The 18,384-nt window shown below is 46.4% G+C and carries 14 protein-coding genes; 10 read left to right on the top strand and 4 right to left on the bottom strand.

The features are described 5' to 3' along the window. Window positions 1-38: 38 nt before the first annotated feature. Both Q4Q52_RS02015 and Q4Q52_RS02010 read left to right on the top strand, forming a co-directional pair. Window positions 39-1,568: a tryptophan halogenase family protein gene (locus Q4Q52_RS02015; RefSeq protein WP_311989714.1), complete on the top strand. Its 1,530-nt coding sequence runs from the start codon at window positions 39-41 to the stop codon at window positions 1,566-1,568. Window positions 1,569-1,594: 26 nt separating this feature from the next. Next, the gene (locus Q4Q52_RS02010; protein WP_311989713.1) at window positions 1,595-2,248 is read left to right on the top strand and encodes a putative 2OG-Fe(II) oxygenase; all 654 of its coding nucleotides are present in this window, start codon (window positions 1,595-1,597) and stop codon (window positions 2,246-2,248) included. 135 nt (window positions 2,249-2,383) lie between these two features. Here the strand turns inward: Q4Q52_RS02010 and Q4Q52_RS02005 are convergent, their stop codons facing one another. Beyond that, complete coding sequence (locus tag Q4Q52_RS02005; protein WP_311989712.1) at window positions 2,384-3,295, bottom strand: sulfite exporter TauE/SafE family protein; 912 nt, start codon at window positions 3,293-3,295, stop codon at window positions 2,384-2,386. A 496-nt stretch (window positions 3,296-3,791) separates the two neighbouring features. Here Q4Q52_RS02005 and Q4Q52_RS02000 point away from each other — a divergent pair, with 496 nt between their 5' ends. The 8 genes from Q4Q52_RS02000 (at window position 3,792) to nagP (ending at window position 15,489) form a co-directional block, all read left to right on the top strand. Then, the gene (locus Q4Q52_RS02000; RefSeq protein WP_311989711.1) at window positions 3,792-4,859 is read left to right on the top strand and encodes a transporter substrate-binding domain-containing protein; all 1,068 of its coding nucleotides are present in this window, start codon (window positions 3,792-3,794) and stop codon (window positions 4,857-4,859) included. Further along, entirely contained in the window at window positions 4,859-6,346 is a 1,488-nt protein-coding gene (locus tag Q4Q52_RS01995; RefSeq protein WP_259579679.1) for a methyl-accepting chemotaxis protein, read from the top strand. Before Q4Q52_RS02000 ends, Q4Q52_RS01995 begins: the two co-directional genes overlap by 1 nt. Window positions 6,347-6,374: 28 nt before the next feature. Then, window positions 6,375-9,173: a family 20 glycosylhydrolase gene (locus tag Q4Q52_RS01990; protein ID WP_311989710.1), complete on the top strand. Its 2,799-nt coding sequence runs from the start codon at window positions 6,375-6,377 to the stop codon at window positions 9,171-9,173. 223 nt (window positions 9,174-9,396) lie between these two features. Next, the gene (gene nagK / locus Q4Q52_RS01985; RefSeq protein WP_311989709.1) at window positions 9,397-10,290 is read left to right on the top strand and encodes an N-acetylglucosamine kinase; all 894 of its coding nucleotides are present in this window, start codon (window positions 9,397-9,399) and stop codon (window positions 10,288-10,290) included. 58 nt (window positions 10,291-10,348) lie between these two features. Beyond that, window positions 10,349-11,347 carry a glucosamine-6-phosphate deaminase NagB-II gene (gene nagB-II / locus Q4Q52_RS01980; RefSeq protein WP_311989708.1) on the top strand — a complete coding sequence of 333 codons (999 nt, stop codon included), beginning with the start codon at window positions 10,349-10,351 and terminating at the stop codon, window positions 11,345-11,347. A gap of 70 nt (window positions 11,348-11,417) precedes the next feature. After that, the gene (gene nagA / locus Q4Q52_RS01975) at window positions 11,418-12,554 is read left to right on the top strand and encodes an N-acetylglucosamine-6-phosphate deacetylase (protein WP_311989707.1); all 1,137 of its coding nucleotides are present in this window, start codon (window positions 11,418-11,420) and stop codon (window positions 12,552-12,554) included. A 153-nt stretch (window positions 12,555-12,707) separates the two neighbouring features. After that, entirely contained in the window at window positions 12,708-13,862 is a 1,155-nt protein-coding gene (gene nagX / locus Q4Q52_RS01970; protein WP_311989706.1) for a transmembrane glucosamine N-acetyltransferase NagX, read from the top strand. Between the two features lie 328 nt (window positions 13,863-14,190). After that, window positions 14,191-15,489 (top strand): N-acetylglucosamine MFS transporter NagP, encoded by a 1,299-nt coding sequence (gene nagP / locus Q4Q52_RS01965; protein ID WP_311988017.1) that lies wholly within the window; start codon window positions 14,191-14,193, stop codon window positions 15,487-15,489. Window positions 15,490-15,591: 102 nt separating this feature from the next. On the opposite strand, the gene Q4Q52_RS01960 is transcribed toward nagP, so the two are convergent. From Q4Q52_RS01960 to Q4Q52_RS01950, 3 genes are all read right to left on the bottom strand, one after another. Continuing rightward, window positions 15,592-16,314 (bottom strand): TorF family putative porin, encoded by a 723-nt coding sequence (locus tag Q4Q52_RS01960; RefSeq protein ID WP_311989705.1) that lies wholly within the window; start codon window positions 16,312-16,314, stop codon window positions 15,592-15,594. 183 nt (window positions 16,315-16,497) lie between these two features. Next, entirely contained in the window at window positions 16,498-16,863 is a 366-nt protein-coding gene (locus Q4Q52_RS01955; RefSeq protein WP_311989704.1) for a cupin domain-containing protein, read from the bottom strand. Between the two features lie 30 nt (window positions 16,864-16,893). Continuing rightward, window positions 16,894-18,384, bottom strand: a complete 1,491-nt coding sequence (locus tag Q4Q52_RS01950; RefSeq protein ID WP_259527130.1) for a CoA-acylating methylmalonate-semialdehyde dehydrogenase — start codon at window positions 18,382-18,384, stop codon at window positions 16,894-16,896.

Raw genomic sequence — 18,384 nt, 5'->3', positions numbered from 1 at the left:
CAGTCTTGACTGGGCTTTTTTATAGGTAAATAAACACAATGAAAATCAAACGTATTGCAATTATTGGAGGCGGAACAGCTGGATGGTTAGCTGCAAATCACCTTGGGGCTGAGTTGTGCCATGATCCTGAAATAGAGATTACTTTGATTGAGTCGTTAGATGTGCCAACAATCGGTGTCGGTGAAGGAAGTGTTCCATATCTAGCGAAGGGATTGAAGCGGTTTGGCATTTCCGAAGCAGAGCTATTGCTGGCTTGTGATGCGACTTTTAAGCAAGGAATCAAGTTTGTTAATTGGCTCGATAAAAACGTGCACGGAGACAACCACTACTATCATGCTTTCGATGCCCCTTACCCTGCAGGTATTGATGTCTCAAGTTACTGGGTTTCTCACGCGAGTCAACGCCCATTTGATGATGTTGGCATTCAGGCAAGGATTTGTGACTTAGGTTTATCCCCTAAGCTAAAAGGCTCGGGAGACTATGATGGGGCCTTATCTTATGCTTATCATTTTAATGCATTAAAGTTTGCAGGCTTATTAGCAAAGAACGCACAAAAAAAGTTTAATGTTAAGCATCAATTTGCCACTATTGTAGGAGTTGAACAGGATCAATTTGGACTGATTTCACATTTAATTACTGCTGATAATTCATCATTAGCTTTTGATTTTTATGTGGATTGTAGTGGTTTCTCTTCAATCCTAATTGATAAAGCACTGAAAGTTCCTTTTGAAAGTAAATCAAGTGAGTTACTGACTGATACTGTTTTGGTGCAGCAAGTGCCTCTGAATGCTAAAGAAAATATCAATCCCTATACAACTGCAACTGCCCATAAAGCAGGTTGGATATGGGATATTCCACTCACTACACGTCGCGGAACTGGCTTTGTTTACTCAAGTCGGCATATGAGTGATGAGGAGGCTTTAACGTTATATGCTGATTACTTACAAGTCGATAAAGCTCAATTCAAGCCGCGGAAAATTCCTATGGAGATTGGTTATAGGAAGGAGTTCTGGCATAAAAACTGTGTTGCTTTAGGATTGGCCCAAGGCTTTGTTGAGCCACTTGAGGCGACATCTATATTAGTTTCCGATTTTTCTGCTGAACTGTTAGCTCGTCATTTTCCTCGAACTATAGAGGATATTAGCGTCTCTACTTCATATTATAATAGTGTTATTACGTATGTTTGGGAGCGTGTTGTTGACTTCATTAAGTTGCACTATTGTATTTCTGACCGGAAAGATTCATCATTTTGGTTAGATAATAAAAAAGAGGATACTATTTCATTTGAGTTAAAACAGCGTTTAGCTAGATTCAAATTACGTCCTCCGCATCAGTCTGACTTTTTTAGTCGTTTTGATTTATTTGATCATAAGAATTTTTTGTATGTTTTATATGGAATGAAATTTAAAACGAATCATTCGGCTTTATCTCAGCAAGAAATTACACATTATGAGAAACTTTTCTCTGATAATGATCTCTTAGTTGGGCGAGCTGGAACCTTACTCTTAAATCATAGAGACTGGCTGGAAGGATTAATGCGAGCATTTGAAGCTAAGAATCTTAAATAATAAGACTTTGGTAATGAGGATGTAAAATGTTAGTGCCTGTATTTGAACAAGCTATTTGTGTGTTTGATTTCGACGAATATGATAGTTTTGAGGGGAAACGCGAAACATACAGTACACTTGAGTCGCTGTTTTCACTTCCTGCAGTGCTCAATGAAGGCAACGTTCCTGATGCGAAAGGTGGGCGGGCATTATCAACTGCACATCTTTATAAAAGCCATCCAATTCCACAATTATTAAACTTCAAAACCAATCCTTTAGGTGATTGGATTTTAAGGCGTATATTTGAATCTGCTATTTTGTTAGGGTTTCAGAATACTCGAGATATTAAAAAGCTTAAGTATCACCGAACTTGGGCAAATAGGATGGAGTATAATTGTGATGCAATTGCCCATAGGCATGCCAATAACGATTGGACTATTCCTCATTTAGTTGCAATATATTATACCGATGTGCCAGATGAAAGTGCAGACTTGGTTTTTATTAATGATAAAGATAACAGCATTATGCGGGGTGATCATTGTCACGAATACCCGGCTGAGAAGCAATATATTGTCAAATCAAAAACAGGTCGACTTGTTTGTCATGACGCAAGATTTTTACATGGAACAACTGTACACAAGAGCCACTTACCACGTACATGCTTAGTTATTGAAGTTGGCTTTCCACCATTAAATAAATAACGGTGTAATCAAACTTTATTTAATTTTATTCTTGTAGAAAGTAGTATTTAAAATAATGTAATTAAATTCTATCAGTAGGCATAGTGCTTTTTATTTAGTTTCATCGTCTATTTTAACTTTGTAGCATAAAAAATGTTACAGCATAACAACCCCCGTCAAAATGATCCAAATGGAGAAAAAGAGTTTTAATACTTTTACTGGGAGATATAGCGCTAATTTGCGAGCAAGTAATCCCCCGATAACGGCGCCCGGGCCTGCGAATAACACTAACTCAAAGAGGGCTTGGCTATTTGTTGAAAAGATATGAATAGGGCTTGCCGACCAAACTGTAATCGCAGAGACAACAACGCCGGTGGCGACTGCCATTTTGGCGCATAGTCCCCGTAACATCAGATAAATGACGACTAATTCACCGACGCCTACCGATAACCAAGCTGTGATAATGCCGCCGAAATAGCCAATGAGAGCGAGCCAAAGAAAATCGACTGGCCTTATAGTGCGAGTTATTGGCGTGCTACTTTTGCTACTAATAACGATGGCGATACCGAGTACAATCGAGAAGATGCTGAAACTTGTGTGTAGCGAAGAGGGGGAGTTGAGCTGTAGTAGTTGGCTGCTCCAGAAACCTAATACTGAAAAGAAGGCGGCAAGTAATGCTGCTTTCACAAAACCAGACCAGGCGGCATCTTCTAGGTGGCGCTTTTTATAATGCAGTGACCATGAAATTGCGCCTGCTGTCATACCAAAGCACTGGATCATAAATGAAGTCGCAACACTTTGAGACTCACTAAAGTTGAGGTTCGAAAAAACGGGAATAAAGATGACGCCACCGCCAGCTCCTGTCGAATTGGCAAATATCGCTCCTGTAATACCCAGAAAAACAAAGCGGCCATATTCTTGGATAAGATCAACTAGCGAATGAAAATGGCTCGCCCAAAATAACCAAGCTCCACAAAGTAGCAATATCAAACTGAGGTTTCGGTAGTGCCGAGTTAAGCGCGTAGCAGATTGGGTATTACTGGGCACTAATGTGTTAAGGGGACTCATCGATAGCTACCGTGATCTTTGTCATGTTATCGCCATGTTACCAATGAAAGACAACGTTGTCACATAAGCTTGAATAAATAAATTAAACATTTTAAGTGATTGAATAATAATGGTTAAGTATATTTTTTCATAAAAAACAATAATAATTGTCAAAAAAATGTAGAAATCCTGTTCTTTCTTGTGTACTTTAATAATGACAACGCTGTCATCTGCTTGTGTGATACGTTGTTTGTAAGGTCTGCATGAGAGGATGAGGTCTCCTTATCATGTGTTTGGCAGGAGTATTGCTGTCGGGCGGCGATACGTTTGTCTTTGATATTTTGATAGTCTCTCCCCAGAAACTAGCGTGGGCTGGGTACTGTAAGCAGTGCCCAGCCATTTTTTTAGGGTATTTTTACAATATGACTTCAATGCCTACCTCAGCATTTGAACGTTAGCGGCATAGATAAATAAAACTCACTGGTAAAAACCAGATAATAAAAAGAGGCTGCAATTTATGGCGATTCATTTAACGGCTGCGATGCGCGTCATTGCGACGGGCATGATGAGTGTCATTCGTTATGTTTTTACACTAACGACCACACTTATCATCACTAAACGAGCAGCTTGCTGGTCACTGTTTATCATGGCTCTGACGGGGCTTTCAGCCTCATCCTTCGCTGTGTTTGCAGCCGATATTGCCTCAAGTCATTTTGCCGCTAACTCAAACTCAAACTCTAATTCCGGTTCCTCAGACGTCATTACGTCTGACGTTTCTCACATTCAGGCGCCGATTTCAAAAACAATCGTCACCACCATACCGCAGACTTGGCAGCTAAATTTGCTTAAGGAAGCACTGCGCCGCTCGGATAGCGGCTATCAAGTGCAGCAAATGTCGACTCAGATGAATCAAAAACGCAAGGTCGAAGAAGCACTGGCTGGAACGGTCGATGTGTTTTGGAGCATGACCTCAAAAGAATTAGAAGAAACTGTGCTACCCGTGCGCATTCCATTGTTTAAAGGATTACTCGGTAATCGACTGCTAATTATCCGCAAAGCGGATGAAACGCGATTTGCCAAGGTGAAAACCATGGCGGATTTTAGGCAGTTAAAGGCGGGGCAAAATCGTTATTGGCCCGATGCCACGATTTTAGAAGCTAATGGATTACCCGTCGTGACGAGTTATCAGTACACCAATTTATACCCCATGTTAGAAGGCGGGCGTTTCGATTATCTTGCCCTCGGCGCCCAGGAAATTGGTGAAGAACTTGCAAGTCACCCCGATCCCGCACTAAAGGTTGATAGCCATATTCTGTTGCAATATCGCTCGCCGGCTTATTTCTTTGTGTCCCCTAAGCGCCCCGAACTTGCGGCGGCCATTTTAGCAGGGCTTGAAAGTATGGTCAGTGACGGCTCCTTTGATGAGATGTTCAATCGCGAGCTAAAAATTGAGCAACTATACCGTGAGGCTAAGTTTGAACAAAGGGTCATTATCCGCCTCGATACGCCTGATTTAAGCCCGTTAACGCCAATAGAACGCAAAGAATTATGGTTAGATCTCTTTAGTATGCAAGGTGCAAAATAATGAAAACATTAGCCTTAAAAGTACAGATTGGGTTAGCGGCAGCGATTTTTATGATAGTCAGCGTTTTGTTCGGTGCATCTTACTGGTTGGCGAGCGATAAATTGGCCGCCAGTGAAACTGAGTTTGAAGACAATACCGTCGCCAATTTGCAAGTCACTATGGCGCAACCCATCTTCACCTACGATTATGAACAAATCCAAGCCGTGTTGTCTGTGATGCTTAAATCTGCGCAGATTTATCATATCGTCGTGAGCGACCATCGCGGTAAAGTGTTAGCCGAGAGTCAACAGGCTCAAACGGTGGCCGATGAGTATCTGGTAAAGCGTGAAATTCACTTTGCTGACCAAGGCAATCCGACGGGCCAATTGGCCATTCAGTTTTCTATGTTGCCCATTCGCGCTCAGTTGTCAGATTTACTCTTAGGTTATTTCTTGCAGGCGCTGTTAATTCTCGGTGGCAGTTTAATTGTTATCTTTATCATTCTTAAACGTTTAGTGATTAATCCACTGGAGAATGTTGTCCGCGCCATGGAAGAAATTGCCAGCGGTGACGGTGATTTATGCCACAGATTACCCGTTGAGAGTCAGGATGAGATTGGTCAGCTTGCCAAGGCATTTAATGGTTTTGTTGAGCAAATTCACGCCACGATTTCCAGAGTGCACGAAACTTCAGGGCAATTACTGGGCGATGCCAAAGCGCTTGGCTCATTGTCGCAAACCAACAATGATCGCGTGCAAACCCAATTAAAAGAAACCGAGGCCGCTGTGACGGCTGTCACTCAGCTGAGCGCCAGTGCTAACGAAGTTGCGATTAATGCCAAGCGCACCGCGGATGCGGCGAGTCAGGCCGATAAAGCGGTCGATGACAGTCAGCGTCAGTTTGATTCGGGATTAGATATTACCCGTAAGTTGGCGTCTGAATTAGCCCGCTCGGCATTGTCCGTCTCACAGTTACAGCAAGAAACCCAAAAGATTGATGAAGTGGTCGTAGTGATCAACAGTATTGCCGAGCAGACCAACTTACTGGCGCTTAATGCTGCCATTGAAGCGGCAAGGGCGGGTGAACAAGGGCGCGGTTTTGCTGTGGTGGCCGACGAAGTGCGCACGCTGGCGAGCCGAACTCAACAAGCCACAGGTGAAATACAGAAAATGATCCAGCAGGTTCAGAGCCGTGTGGCTGAAACGGTCACTGTGATGCAAGCGAGCCAAGCCCTCTCAACTCAGGGCGTTAACCGCTCGGAAGAAATTAAGTTAGTACTCACTAAAGTGACTGATTTAGTGTCAAATATCAGTAATATGAACATCGAAGTTTCCCATGCGGCGCAGGAACAAACCTGCGTCACCGAAGCGATTTCTCGTACGTTAAATGATCTTGCCAATGTCTCAGGTTCAGCCTCACTCGATAGCGAGCACTTAGCTCACTCGAGCGAGCGACTGTTTCACCAAGGGGAAAGACTGCGGACGTTAGTTACTTCCTTCAGATTGTAGCCATTTCTGGAGCTAGATAAGGATAATCATGAAAAAAACACTTTCAGCAAGCGCCATTTTACTGGCTTTAGGATTAGCGGCCTGTTCTGAGGCGCCTGTGACGCCTTCCGCAGCGTCAGCCGATAAGGCTGTGGCTCAAACACAGCAAGCTCAGGACGCATTAACTCAAGCGCAGTTACAACAACTCGGGGATTCGTTAGTCGTAACTTATCGTGTTGTGACCAATGTGCCAGACGATAAGTGCCTAAAAGATAAAGCCGATGGCCGCTGTTTTGTCGCTCAAATTGATTTCGTGCCCGGTATGGATTTAGTCAGCCAGGATTGGGAAATTTATTTAAGCCAAATGCGCCCAGTGCAATCGGTTGAAAGCGGTGAGTTGACGATAACGCACGTTAAAGGCGATTTACATCGTATTACGCCAACGGCTGCTTTTAAGGGATTTGTTAAGGGCGAGAAAAAGCAACTAACGTTCCGTGGTGAGCCGTGGCAATTGGCTGAAACCGACGCTATGCCAAACTATTACCTCGCAGCAAAAGGATTAGAACCCGTCATTATCGCCAGCACTCAGGTAGGGAAAGATGCCGAAACGGGTTTAGAGACGCGTCCGTATGTTGAAGGGTTTACGAATTTTAAAACCCAATATCAACGCACTGAAACGGATAAACTCGCACCAGCCGATGCAGCGCAATTATTTAAAGACAATCAAAGCGTGAGTGAAGATGCCGCCTTGGCTGTGGATACCATTATCCCAACGCCACAAAAGGTGAAGATATATTCAACTGATACACCAGTATCTCTTGCTGGTGGTATTAAGCTCGAATATCAGCAAGATAACCCAGAGCAAAAGAGTCAAGTTGCGGCGGCGGTGGCACGTTTAGCTCGGCTTGGGGTGGCTGAATCTGCGAGTGGCATGACGGTGAAGTTTGCCCGCCAAAAAGGGAATGAGGGCAGTTATCGCTTAGATATTCAGCCAACTGAAATTGTGATCGCTGCCAATGATGCGGCGGGCTTCTCTTACGGTTTGTCATCATTAGCAAGCCTTGTGGATGTGAATTCGCTGAAAGTGAATGCCATGACCATTGAAGACAGCCCACGTTATCCGTTCCGTGGTATGCACATTGATGTGGCACGTAATTTCCACAGCAAACAATTGTTGCTGGATTTGCTTGACCAAATGGCGGCTTATAAGCTCAATAAACTGCATTTGCACATGGCTGACGATGAAGGTTGGCGTTTAGAAATCGATGGTCTACCAGAGCTGACTGACATCGGTAGTAAACGTTGTCATGATTTAGATGAAAATACCTGCTTATTACCGCAGTTAGGCAGTGGGCCGTTTGGCGATACAAGCGTCAATGGCTATTACACCAAACAAGATTATATCGACATAGTGAAATATGCCGAGGCGCGTCAAATTCAGGTGATCCCGTCGATGGATATGCCGGGTCATAGCCGCGCCGCGATTAAAGCGATGGATGCGCGTTTTCGTCGATTACAGGCTGAAGACGTAGAGCTTAAAAACACGGGCAAAGTGCAGGTTGTCCCTGTGCAAGAAACGGCAAATCAAGCTAGCACAGCGGTAAAAGCTTTAGATGCGGGCGCTCGTCAATTGCAAGCTGAAGGGCAAACCACTGCAGCTGAGCAATATTTGTTATCCGATGCAAACGACAAAACGGTTTATTCTTCAGTGCAATATTACGACGACAACACGCTTAACGTGTGTATGGAGTCGACCTATCAGTTTGTCGATAAGGTGATTGATGAAATAGCCAAGCTACACCAAGCCGCGGGTCAACCATTGACGCGTTACCACATTGGTGCCGATGAAACGGCGGGAGCTTGGAAACAATCACCCCAGTGTTTAGCATTTGTTGCCAATAACGATAAAGGCGTTAAGTCGATAGATGACTTAGGCGCTTATTTTATTGAACGAATTTCGACAATGTTAGCGGCAAAAGGTATTGAAGCTGCGGGGTGGAGCGATGGCATGAGCCATGTTCGCCCTGAGAATATGCCCGCTAAAGTGCAGTCTAATATTTGGGATGTGATTGCCCATAAAGGCTATGAGCGCGCCAATCAGCAGGCGAATCTTGGTTGGGAAACCGTGCTCTCTAATCCTGAGGTGTTGTACTTTGATTTCCCCTATGAGGCCGATCCCAAGGAGCATGGTTATTACTGGGCGAGCCGCGCGACCAACAGCCATAAAGTCTTTAGCTTTATGCCTGATAACTTAGCAGCCAATGCCGAGCAATGGACCGATATTCAAAATCAGCCGTTCGAAGCAGACGACAGAATAAAACTCGATGAGGCAGGTAACAAAGTCTCGGGTCCAAGGGAGAAAGGCAAACCTTTTACTGGCTTGCAAGGGCAGGTTTGGAGTGAGTCGATTCGCAGTGACGATACGATTGAATACATGGTGTTCCCGCGTTTATTGATGTTGGCTGAGCGTGCTTGGCATCAAGCCGCATGGGAAGTGCCTTATCAATATCAAGGCGCTGTGTATCACCAGGGCTCGGAATTGTTTACCCCTGCTATGCGTGAAGCCCAGGCAAAAGATTGGCAACAACTTGCGAATACCTTAGGCCACAAAGAGTTTATCAAGCTCGATAAAGCGGGTATTGATTATCGCGTACCGACGGTCGGCGCCGAGATCCGTGAGGGTAAACTGTTTGCCAATATCGCCTATCCAGGGCTCAAACTCGAATACCGAAGCCTCAATGGCCCATGGCAAGCCTATCAAGCGGGACAGGCGGTCACTGCACCTATTGAGCTCCGCGCTATTGCCGCCGATGGTATTCGCAGGGGCAGAAGTTTAATCGTTAACTAAATCGATTTTTATATCTGGCTGTATTTAATGAAAAAAATGCAGCCTTTTTCTTTTTCGATTCCAATGATTTCCTCAATTTTAATTTTGATTAGAAATTGCTTTAAAAAGTAAATGACAACGCTGTCATTTTTGCTGTAACATTGAGTTAACTAAAGTTGAGCGCTGTATTAACGGCAAATAATAAGCAACGGTAGCGCTGCATTGATAGGTGAAGAGGGGTGTCATGGGGTTAGTCCAGACAAAAGATCAACCACTGTTTATAGGTGTAGATGGCGGCGGCAGTAAATGTCGAGCCACCATCTACTGCGCAGACGGTACCGTTTTAGGGACAGGTGTTGCAGGACGTGCAAATCCACTGCATGGTCTTGCACAAACATTTGAATCTATTCAAGCATCGACTCGCCTGGCGTTGCTGGATGCGGGTATGAATGAGAGCGATAGTCACTTGCTGGTGGCGGGTCTCGGTCTTGCTGGTGTGAATGTGCCTAGGTTATATCAAGACGTTATCAACTGGCAGCATCCTTTTGCGGCCATGTATGTCACTACAGATCTGCATACCGCTTGTATTGGTGCCCACCGCGGCGCCGATGGCGCAGTGATTATCACAGGCACTGGCTCCTGTGGTTATGCCCATGTGGGCGATGCCAGTTTAAGTATTGGTGGCCATGGTTTTGCATTAGGTGATAAGGGCAGTGGTGCCTGGCTTGGATTAAAAGCCGCCGAGCATGTGCTGTTAGCGCTCGATGGTTTTGCCGCGCCGACCCGATTAACCGATATGCTGCTGAATTATTTTAACGTCACAGATGCACTCGGGATTGTCGAAAACCTAGCGGGTAAATCATCAAGTTGCTACGCCGCATTAGCCAGAAGTGTGCTCGATTGCGCTAATCAAGGTGATACCGTCGCTGTGGCCATTGTACAGGAAGGTGCGGATTATATAAGCGAAATGGCACGTAAGTTATTTCGGCTAAATCCGGTGCGTTTTTCGATGATTGGCGGTCTTGCTGAGCCTTTACAAGCTTGGCTCGGTGCCGATGTGGTCGCCAAAGTTTCAGAAACCTTAGCACCTCCCGAACTCGGTGCTATGTATTTCGCTCAGCAAGAATTTAATAAATAAGTCGTTTTCAGTGTATAGCCACTGAAGTTGAACCCCATCGAATGTGAAGGTAAAAGACATGACAAACACGATTATGGAGCAAGAAGCTCGCACCGCACCACAAAAAATCGCAGGTCAATTAGAAGCTAACGCTGAGATCATGCAGCAGTTGGGTGAAAAACTGCGCGCCTTCGATCCCCGTTTCGTAATGATCGTCGGCCGTGGTTCATCGGATCATGCGGGTGTTTTTGCTAAGTACTTATTTGAAATCGAAGCGGGCGTACCGACGTTTGCCGCCGCCCCTTCAGTGGCGAGTGTGTATGGTAAGACCTTGAAACTCGAAGGCGCATTAGTGATTGTGATTTCACAATCTGGCCGTAGCCCTGATATTTTGGCCCAGGCGCGTATGGCTAAAAATGCCGGCGCTTTCTGTGTTGCCTTAGTCAATGATGAAACTGCACCGATTAAAGATATCGTCGATGTGGTTGTACCTTTACGCGCCGGCGAAGAAAAAGCCGTTGCCGCGACTAAGAGTTACCTCACGACCTTGTCGGCGATTATACAACTTGCCGCCGCTTGGACTCAAAGCGAATCGCTTGCTAGCGCCGTCGCATCTTTACCCCAAGCGCTGCAAACGGCGGTGGACGCTGAGCCACAACTCACGCCAGAATCTGTTACCGACGTGAAGAACTTAGTCGTACTTGGCCGTGGTTTAGGTTATGCGGTATCTAAGGAAATCGCGCTTAAACTGAAAGAAGTGTGCTCAATCCATGCCGAAGCATTCAGCAGCGCCGAGTTCCTCCACGGTCCTGTGACCTTAGTTGAGAAAAAACTCACTATCGTCGATGTGTGCATTGGTGATGAATCCTACGCTAGCCACATCGAACAGATTGAAAATGTGAGCCAACGCGGCGCCGATTTAGTGCATCTGAATCAAACCTCGACCGACATTCACCCACGTGTGGCGCCGTTAGCCTTATTACAACGTTTCTATATCGACGTGGCTGCGGTTGCGATTGCCCGCGGTATTGACCCTGATCAACCGGCTGGCCTTAAAAAAGTGACCCAAACGCTTTAAGCTGACTAACGGTAAGCGGTTTAGGTTTAAGCCTTAAGTTACTCGTATTGTTTATTGAAAGAGGTTCGCGATGAAAATCACCCTGATCGCCGAGCGTATTTTTGATGGTGAATATTTCCATCAAGATGTGCCTGTGACTGTCGAAGACGGGCACATTCTGGCGTTTGATACAGTCTCTGGCGCGAAGGAAATCCGCCAAGCCGGAACGCTGGTGCCGGGATTTATCGATGTGCAAGTGAACGGCGGTGGCGGGGCGTTATTCAATACCGATCCGAGTGTGAATTGTATTGAAACTATCGGCCGTGCCCATGCGCGTTTTGGCACCACGGGATTTTTACCCACACTTATCACCGATGATGTTAGCGTGATGGCGAGTGCCGCCGACGCAGTGGCCGAAGCTTTAGTCAAAGGTAGCGCTGGCGTTTTAGGGGTGCATTTTGAAGGGCCGCATTTATCTGTGCCTAAAAAAGGTGTGCATCCGCAGGGTTTTATTCGCGAAATAACCGATGCTGAACTCGCGGTATTTTGTCGCCAAGACTTAGGAATTAGAGTCGTTACGCTTGCGCCTGAGAATGTGTCGCCGGAGGTGATCCGCACGCTTGTCGCCTCGGGCGTGAAGGTGTGTTTGGGCCATTCGAATGCCTCCTACGACACTGTAGTTGCAGCATTAGCGGCAGGCGCGACGGGCTTTACCCATCTTTATAATGCGATGTCACCACTGGGTTCCCGTGAGCCGGGCATGGTTGGCGCGGCGATTGAGAGTGAAACTGCTTGGTGTGGTTTGATTGTCGATGGCCACCATGTGCATCCTGCGGCGGCAAAGGTCGCACTAAGGGCAAAGCCGAGGGGCAAAATGATGTTAGTCACTGATGCTATGCCGCCTGTCGGTATGGACGATGAGACCAGCTTCGAGCTCTTTGGTACGCAAGTGCTGCGAGTTGGTGACAGATTAAATGCCGTGACAGGTGAGCTGGCGGGCTGTGTGCTCGATATGGCGACTGCGGTCAATAATACCGTCAACTTGTTGGGTTTACCTTTGGCGGAAGCCTTGAGAATGGCGGCGTTTTATCCCGCTCAGTTCCTCGGGATTGACCATAAAGCTGGCCGTTTAGCACTGGGACTCAGGGCTGATTTTGTCTTGCTCGATGCGCACAACAAAGTGCAGGCAAACTACATTGCTGGAAATGCAGTTTATGTTCGCCCTTAGTGTGCGTTGAGTGAGCAAAGCGTTAACCTTGGCCCTTGTCGTATTTTGATGACAGGGGCTAAGTTTTTTTATTGTACAGCACTAATTTTAAACAGTATTAGTTTTGCTCAACTTTTATAAAAGCTTTTAATAACAATAATAAAGGATTATGGCATGGGGACGACACAGACAAACGCAATTGAGCCTGTAAAGGTGAATAAACCTAGGTTGATGTCGCTGGATGCACTGCGCGGCTTCGATATGTTTTGGATTTTGGGCGGTGAGGCTTTGTTTGGTGGCTTGCTTATTCTAACGGGCTGGGCAGGTTGGCAATGGGGCGATGAACAAATGCACCATAGCCAATGGCATGGTTTTCACTTCTACGATTTGATTTTTCCGCTGTTTATTTTCCTCTCCGGTGTGGCCTTAGGTTTATCCCCTAAACGTTTAGATAAATTACCTATGAAGGAGCGATTACCTGTGTATCGGCATGGGATTAAACGACTCTTCTTATTGCTGTTACTGGGCATTTTATACAATCACGGTTGGGGAACTGGCGCGCCTGCCGATCCTGAAAAAATTCGCTATGCCAGTGTGTTAGGTCGAATCGCCTTTGCATGGTTTTTTGCCGCATTATTGGTGTGGCACACGAGTCTACGAACCCAAATTATCGTCGCCTTGGGCATTTTGCTCGGTTATGGCGCAATGCAACTTTGGTTGCCTTTCCCTGGTGGACAGGCCGGCGTGCTCTCGCCAACGGAATCCATCAATGCCTATGTCGATTCGATTTTATTACCCGGCGTGAGCTATCAGGGACGCACGCCCGATCCAGAGGGGTTACTGTCGACTATTCCCGCCATAGTCAATGCGTTAGCGGGTGTGTTTGTCGGCCACTTTATTGTTAAATCCCATCCTAAAGGTGAGTGGGCTAAAGTGGGATTGCTCGCCGCTGCGGGTGGCATTTTGTTAGCCTTCGGTTGGCTGTTAGATCTTGTTATTCCGGTCAATAAAGAGCTGTGGACCAGTTCATTTGTGCTGGTGACGTCGGGCTGGAGCATGATACTGCTGGCGGTATTCTATGCCTTAGTCGATGTGCTTAAGTGGCAAAAATCCGCATTTTTCTTCGTGGTGATAGGCACGAACGCCATCATCATTTATTTAGCGTCGAGCTTAGTGGATTGGAAATATATCGCCCAAAGCGTATTTGGCGGCTTAGTGCAGGCCTTGCCTGAAAGCGCTCAAGCGTTAGCTGCGGTTGTCAGCTTGCTTGCGGTGCAGTGGCTGGTTTTATATTGGATGTATCGCCGCAATATTTTTGTCAGGATTTAGTCAGTTCGCTTAATCGCTTGAGATAAGCCGCACACACTCAGTGTTTGCGGCTTTTTTTACATTATTTTCTGGATGTGAGTCATCACTTACTTATAACTTATCAGTTAGCCAATCGAGGATTACGAGGGAATATTCGCGAGAATTTATTAAATGACAGCGTTGTCTTTTTGTGTTATTTGTTTTAACATCACTGAAACAATGGTGCGTTTGGATGGTAACATTAGCCATTGCGGACGAGTCGCGATACGGATATTCGGGAACTTAGGCATTAATGTAAACCCCGTTATCACCTCAATAATTAATTACTATAAGAAGCAGGTTTATGGAAATGACACTCGATAAAAGCCAGCAAAAAAGCAGCTTTCTCCCCATGGCCATAGTGGCCGCTCTCTTTTTCATCCTCGGATTCGCCACTTGGTTGAATGGTTCTTTGATGCCGTATTTGAAACAAATATTGCAACTCAATCCCTTTCAAGCGTCGTTGATCCTGTTTTCTTTTTATATCGCAGTGACCTTTACTGCCTTGCCATCCGCCTGGCTTATTCGCAAAGTCGGTTATAAGAATGGTATGGCGATTGGCATGGGTGTGATGATGCTGGCGGGTTTACTGTTTATCCCCGCCGCGGAAACCCAAATATTTGCCTTATTCCTTTTCGCCCAATTAGTGATGGGCGCGGGCCAAACTCTATTACAAACTGCGGTTAACCCTTATGTGGTGCGTTTAGGCCCTGAAGAATCCGCCGCTGCCCGTGTGAGTGTGATGGGTATTTTGAACAAAGGTGCGGGTGTGATTGCGCCTTTGGTGTTCTCTGCACTGATTTTAGACAGCTTTAAAGACCGTATTGGTACTGAGCTGACTCAAATTCAAATTGAAGAAATGGCTGATGGTCTAGTATTCCCCTATTTAGGCATGGCGATTTTTATCGGTATTTTAGCGCTAGCGGTAAAAAAATCCCCATTACCAGAATTATCCAATGAAGATGAAGTGGCTGAAAATACCGATAAAGGCCAACTTAAAGCGGCGCTGTCTCACCCTAACTTAGCCTTTGGCGTGTTGGCACTGTTTGTTTATGTGGCGGTGGAAGTGATTGCCGGTGACACTATAGGCACTTTTGCGTTATCACTCGGAGTTGAACATTACGGGGTGATGACCTCCTATACCATGGTGTGTATGGTGCTAGGTTACACGCTTGGTATCCTGTTAATTCCTCGCTTTATTTCACAGCCTAAGGCTTTAATGGTGTCGGCTATTCTGGGTTTGTTACTGACATGCGGGATTTTGTTCGGCGACAATAACTCCTACGCTATCGCCAATGTTGTGTTAGTGCCTTTTGGTGGCGTTGCGCTGCCCGACACCCTGTTGATGATTGCCTTCCTTGGTTTAGCCAATGCGATCGTTTGGCCTGCAGTATGGCCGCTAGCATTGTCTGGGATGGGCAAATTGACCAGCACAGGTTCTGCGCTTCTCATCATGGGGATTGCTGGTGGCGCCTTTGGTCCAGTGTCTTGGGGCTTAATGAGCTCGGCGACTGATATGGGCATGCAGGGCGGTTATATTGTGATGTTGCCCTGTTATCTGTTCATCCTGTTCTACGCGGTGAAAGGCCATAAAATGCGTAGTTGGTAGACAAGTCAGCTTGAGTCGCTAAAAAGAAGCCCTCGATGATGAGGGCTTTTTTGTGTCTTAGTTTATCTAAGCGGTTCTTCCGAACTTTATACTAAGGCTAAATTAGAACGCGTAACTTACGCTAGCAAGCACGGTATCCGAGGTTTTAAATGCGCCATCAGAGACCTTTTGGTCGCCGCTAAGATCTGTGCCTAACCAAGCGAGAGAAAGCCCAAAGCCTGACAGTTCAGTCGATACGCCAACAGAGTAATCTGAGTAGCTATCAAAGCCTTCACCGTCATCCAATGCATTACCAACGTTATAGCCGTAGTGCAGATCGAGACTCCAGTTCTCAACAAATTCATAGGAATAGTTAAGCTCAGCATAGTGATAGTCTAAATCACTACCGCCGTAGTCATTGGTGTACCAGTAAGCGGCGCGAAAGCCTTTATAATCCATGCCAGCCGTGACTTCAAAATAGCCAATGTCACTTTCGCCAGAGTAGTTATAACGGTTAAGGGTAATATCGTAGGTCAGATCTTCGTTGATCTCGCCACCATAGGCGACATAGAAATCGTATTCGATTGCAGGGCCGTTATAACCTGGCTCATCAAAATCCACGTTACTTGCCCAAGCACCGACAGAGAAACCCGAGTCGAAGCTCCAATCGATACCGCCTTGCAGGGCAGGATCGCCAGCGGTTTGTGAAACGCCGCGGAAACGATAGTCGTTAGTGAGACTAATTTCCCCTGTTACTTCGGCGGCGGCCATGCCGGAGAATAGGGTCGTGGTTAGTGCGAGTCCGACAAGCTGTACCAGCCGTTTTTTATTCAGATTGTTATACACGGTATTTCTCCCATTTTCTTTGTTGACTCGGACGTGTTACTGGCGGCCATGTTTATTCAATTGCGCCAGTGCATCCGTTGGTTTGCCAAACAACAGCCTAGGAAAACCCGTTGCTGTGACCTCATGGCGAGTTATTGCTAAGATAACTTAGCTTTTTTGAGGCTAACATCAGCCTCGTTGATCTCACTTTTGTTCGAAAATGACGTAAACCTTGCGGCAGGGTTCCACTACTTCCCAAGTGCCTTGAAAACCCGCGGGTATAATAAACCTGTCGCCCACAGTGAACGTCTGCGATTGACCTTGAAGATCGGTAATAACACTTATTCCTTCGAGGATTTCGCAGTACTCGTATTCAGTGTAGTTTATTTTCCAAGCGCCTGATTCACTTTGCCAAATTCCACTGTGAAATTGATCACAAGGACTAGAATAATGATTCTCTAGCCCTTGAGTCGGATTGCCTGCTAACAACTTTTCCGTCGGTAACTGATAGGTCTCGACGGGTGTTTGCGCCGTAGCAAAGCGAATAATGGCGTTGATACTCATAGTCATTTGCGATTTCCTTATTGAGCTGACATTCGGCTATTTCATCGTTGGCATCACAAACTCGGCTTGAGTCTGTTTACCCACGGGCCAGCGGGCAGTAATTGCCTTACGCTTGGTATAAAAACGCACGCCATCTGGGCCATGCATATGCAGCGGCCCAAAGAGTGATCGCTTCCAACCGCCAAAACTGTGGAACGCCATTGGCACCGGGATCGGCACGTTCACTCCAACCATACCGACTTGCACGTGGTGGCAGAAATGCCGTGCCGCTTCACCACTTTGGGTGAAAATGGCCGTGCCATTGCCAAATTCGTGTTGGTTAATCAGCTCAAGCGCCGTTGGGTAATCTTTCACGCGCACAATAGCCAGCACTGGGCCAAAGATTTCTTCGCGGTAGATGCTCATTTCTGGCGTGACGTGGTCGAACAAACAGGCGCCGAGGAAATAACCCTGTTGATGATCTTCAACACTCAGTTTACGGCCATCGACCAGCAGCGCTGCGCCTTCTTGCACACCGGCTTCAACATATTGGGTGACCTTGGCAAGGTGCTGTTTTGAGATCAGCGGACCCATTTCCATCTCTGGCGTCAGGCCGTTGCCGACTTTTAAGCTTTGGATTTGCGGTAGCAGTTTTTCCACTAACGCATCGCCCACATCACCTACCGCGAGCACGACTGAAATTGCCATACAACGCTCACCAGCACTGCCGTAAGCGGCGCCCATTAAGGCGCTAACGGCTTGATCTAAATCCGCATCTGGCATAAGTAACATATGGTTTTTCGCGCCGCCTAAGGCTTGTACGCGTTTGCCATGTTTAGAGGCTGTGCTGTAAATGTATTCGGCTATTGGCGTTGAGCCTACAAAGCTCACCGCTTGCACATCTTTATGGGTGAGTAAGGTATCGACGGCTTCTTTGTCGCCGTTAATCACGTTAAACACGCCATCGGGAAGACCCGCTTCTTTAAGCAGCTCGGCAATACGCATCACCGAGCTTGGGTCTTTTTCTGAGGGTTTCATAATAAAGGTGTTACCGCAGGCAATCGCGATTGGGAACATCCACATGGGAACCATCACGGGGAAGTTAAAGGGCGCTATGCCTGCGACAACACCTAAAGCTTGATTAACTGACCAAGAATCGACCCCGCCACCGACTTGCTGGGTATGTTCACCTTTAAGCAAGTGCGGAATACCACAGGCAAACTCAACCACTTCGAGACCACGGATCAACTCGCCCTTAGCATCGTCGATCACTTTGCCGTGCTCGCGGGTGATAAGCTGCGCCATTTCATCTAGGTTCTGCTCAACTAAGGCTTTGAATTTAAATAACACTCGAGCGCGGTTGAGCGGTGTCACCTGCGACCATGTTTCAAAGGCGGTTTTAGCTATTGCGATGGCTTCACCCACTTCAGTTTCGCTTGCGAGTGAGACTTGGCCACGTAGTTCACCCGTGGCGGGTTCAAAAATATCTTGGGTTCTGGTACTGGCAGGTGTGTGCTGACCATTAACAAAGTGAGTGATCTTGAGCAT

It is taken from the genome of Shewanella sp. SP1S2-4 (assembly GCF_031932075.1).
Classification (GTDB): Bacteria; Pseudomonadota; Gammaproteobacteria; order Enterobacterales; family Shewanellaceae; genus Shewanella; species Shewanella baltica.
The sequence above is the reverse complement of the archived record's forward strand: the minus strand, read 5'-3'. Positions and strand labels throughout refer to the sequence as shown.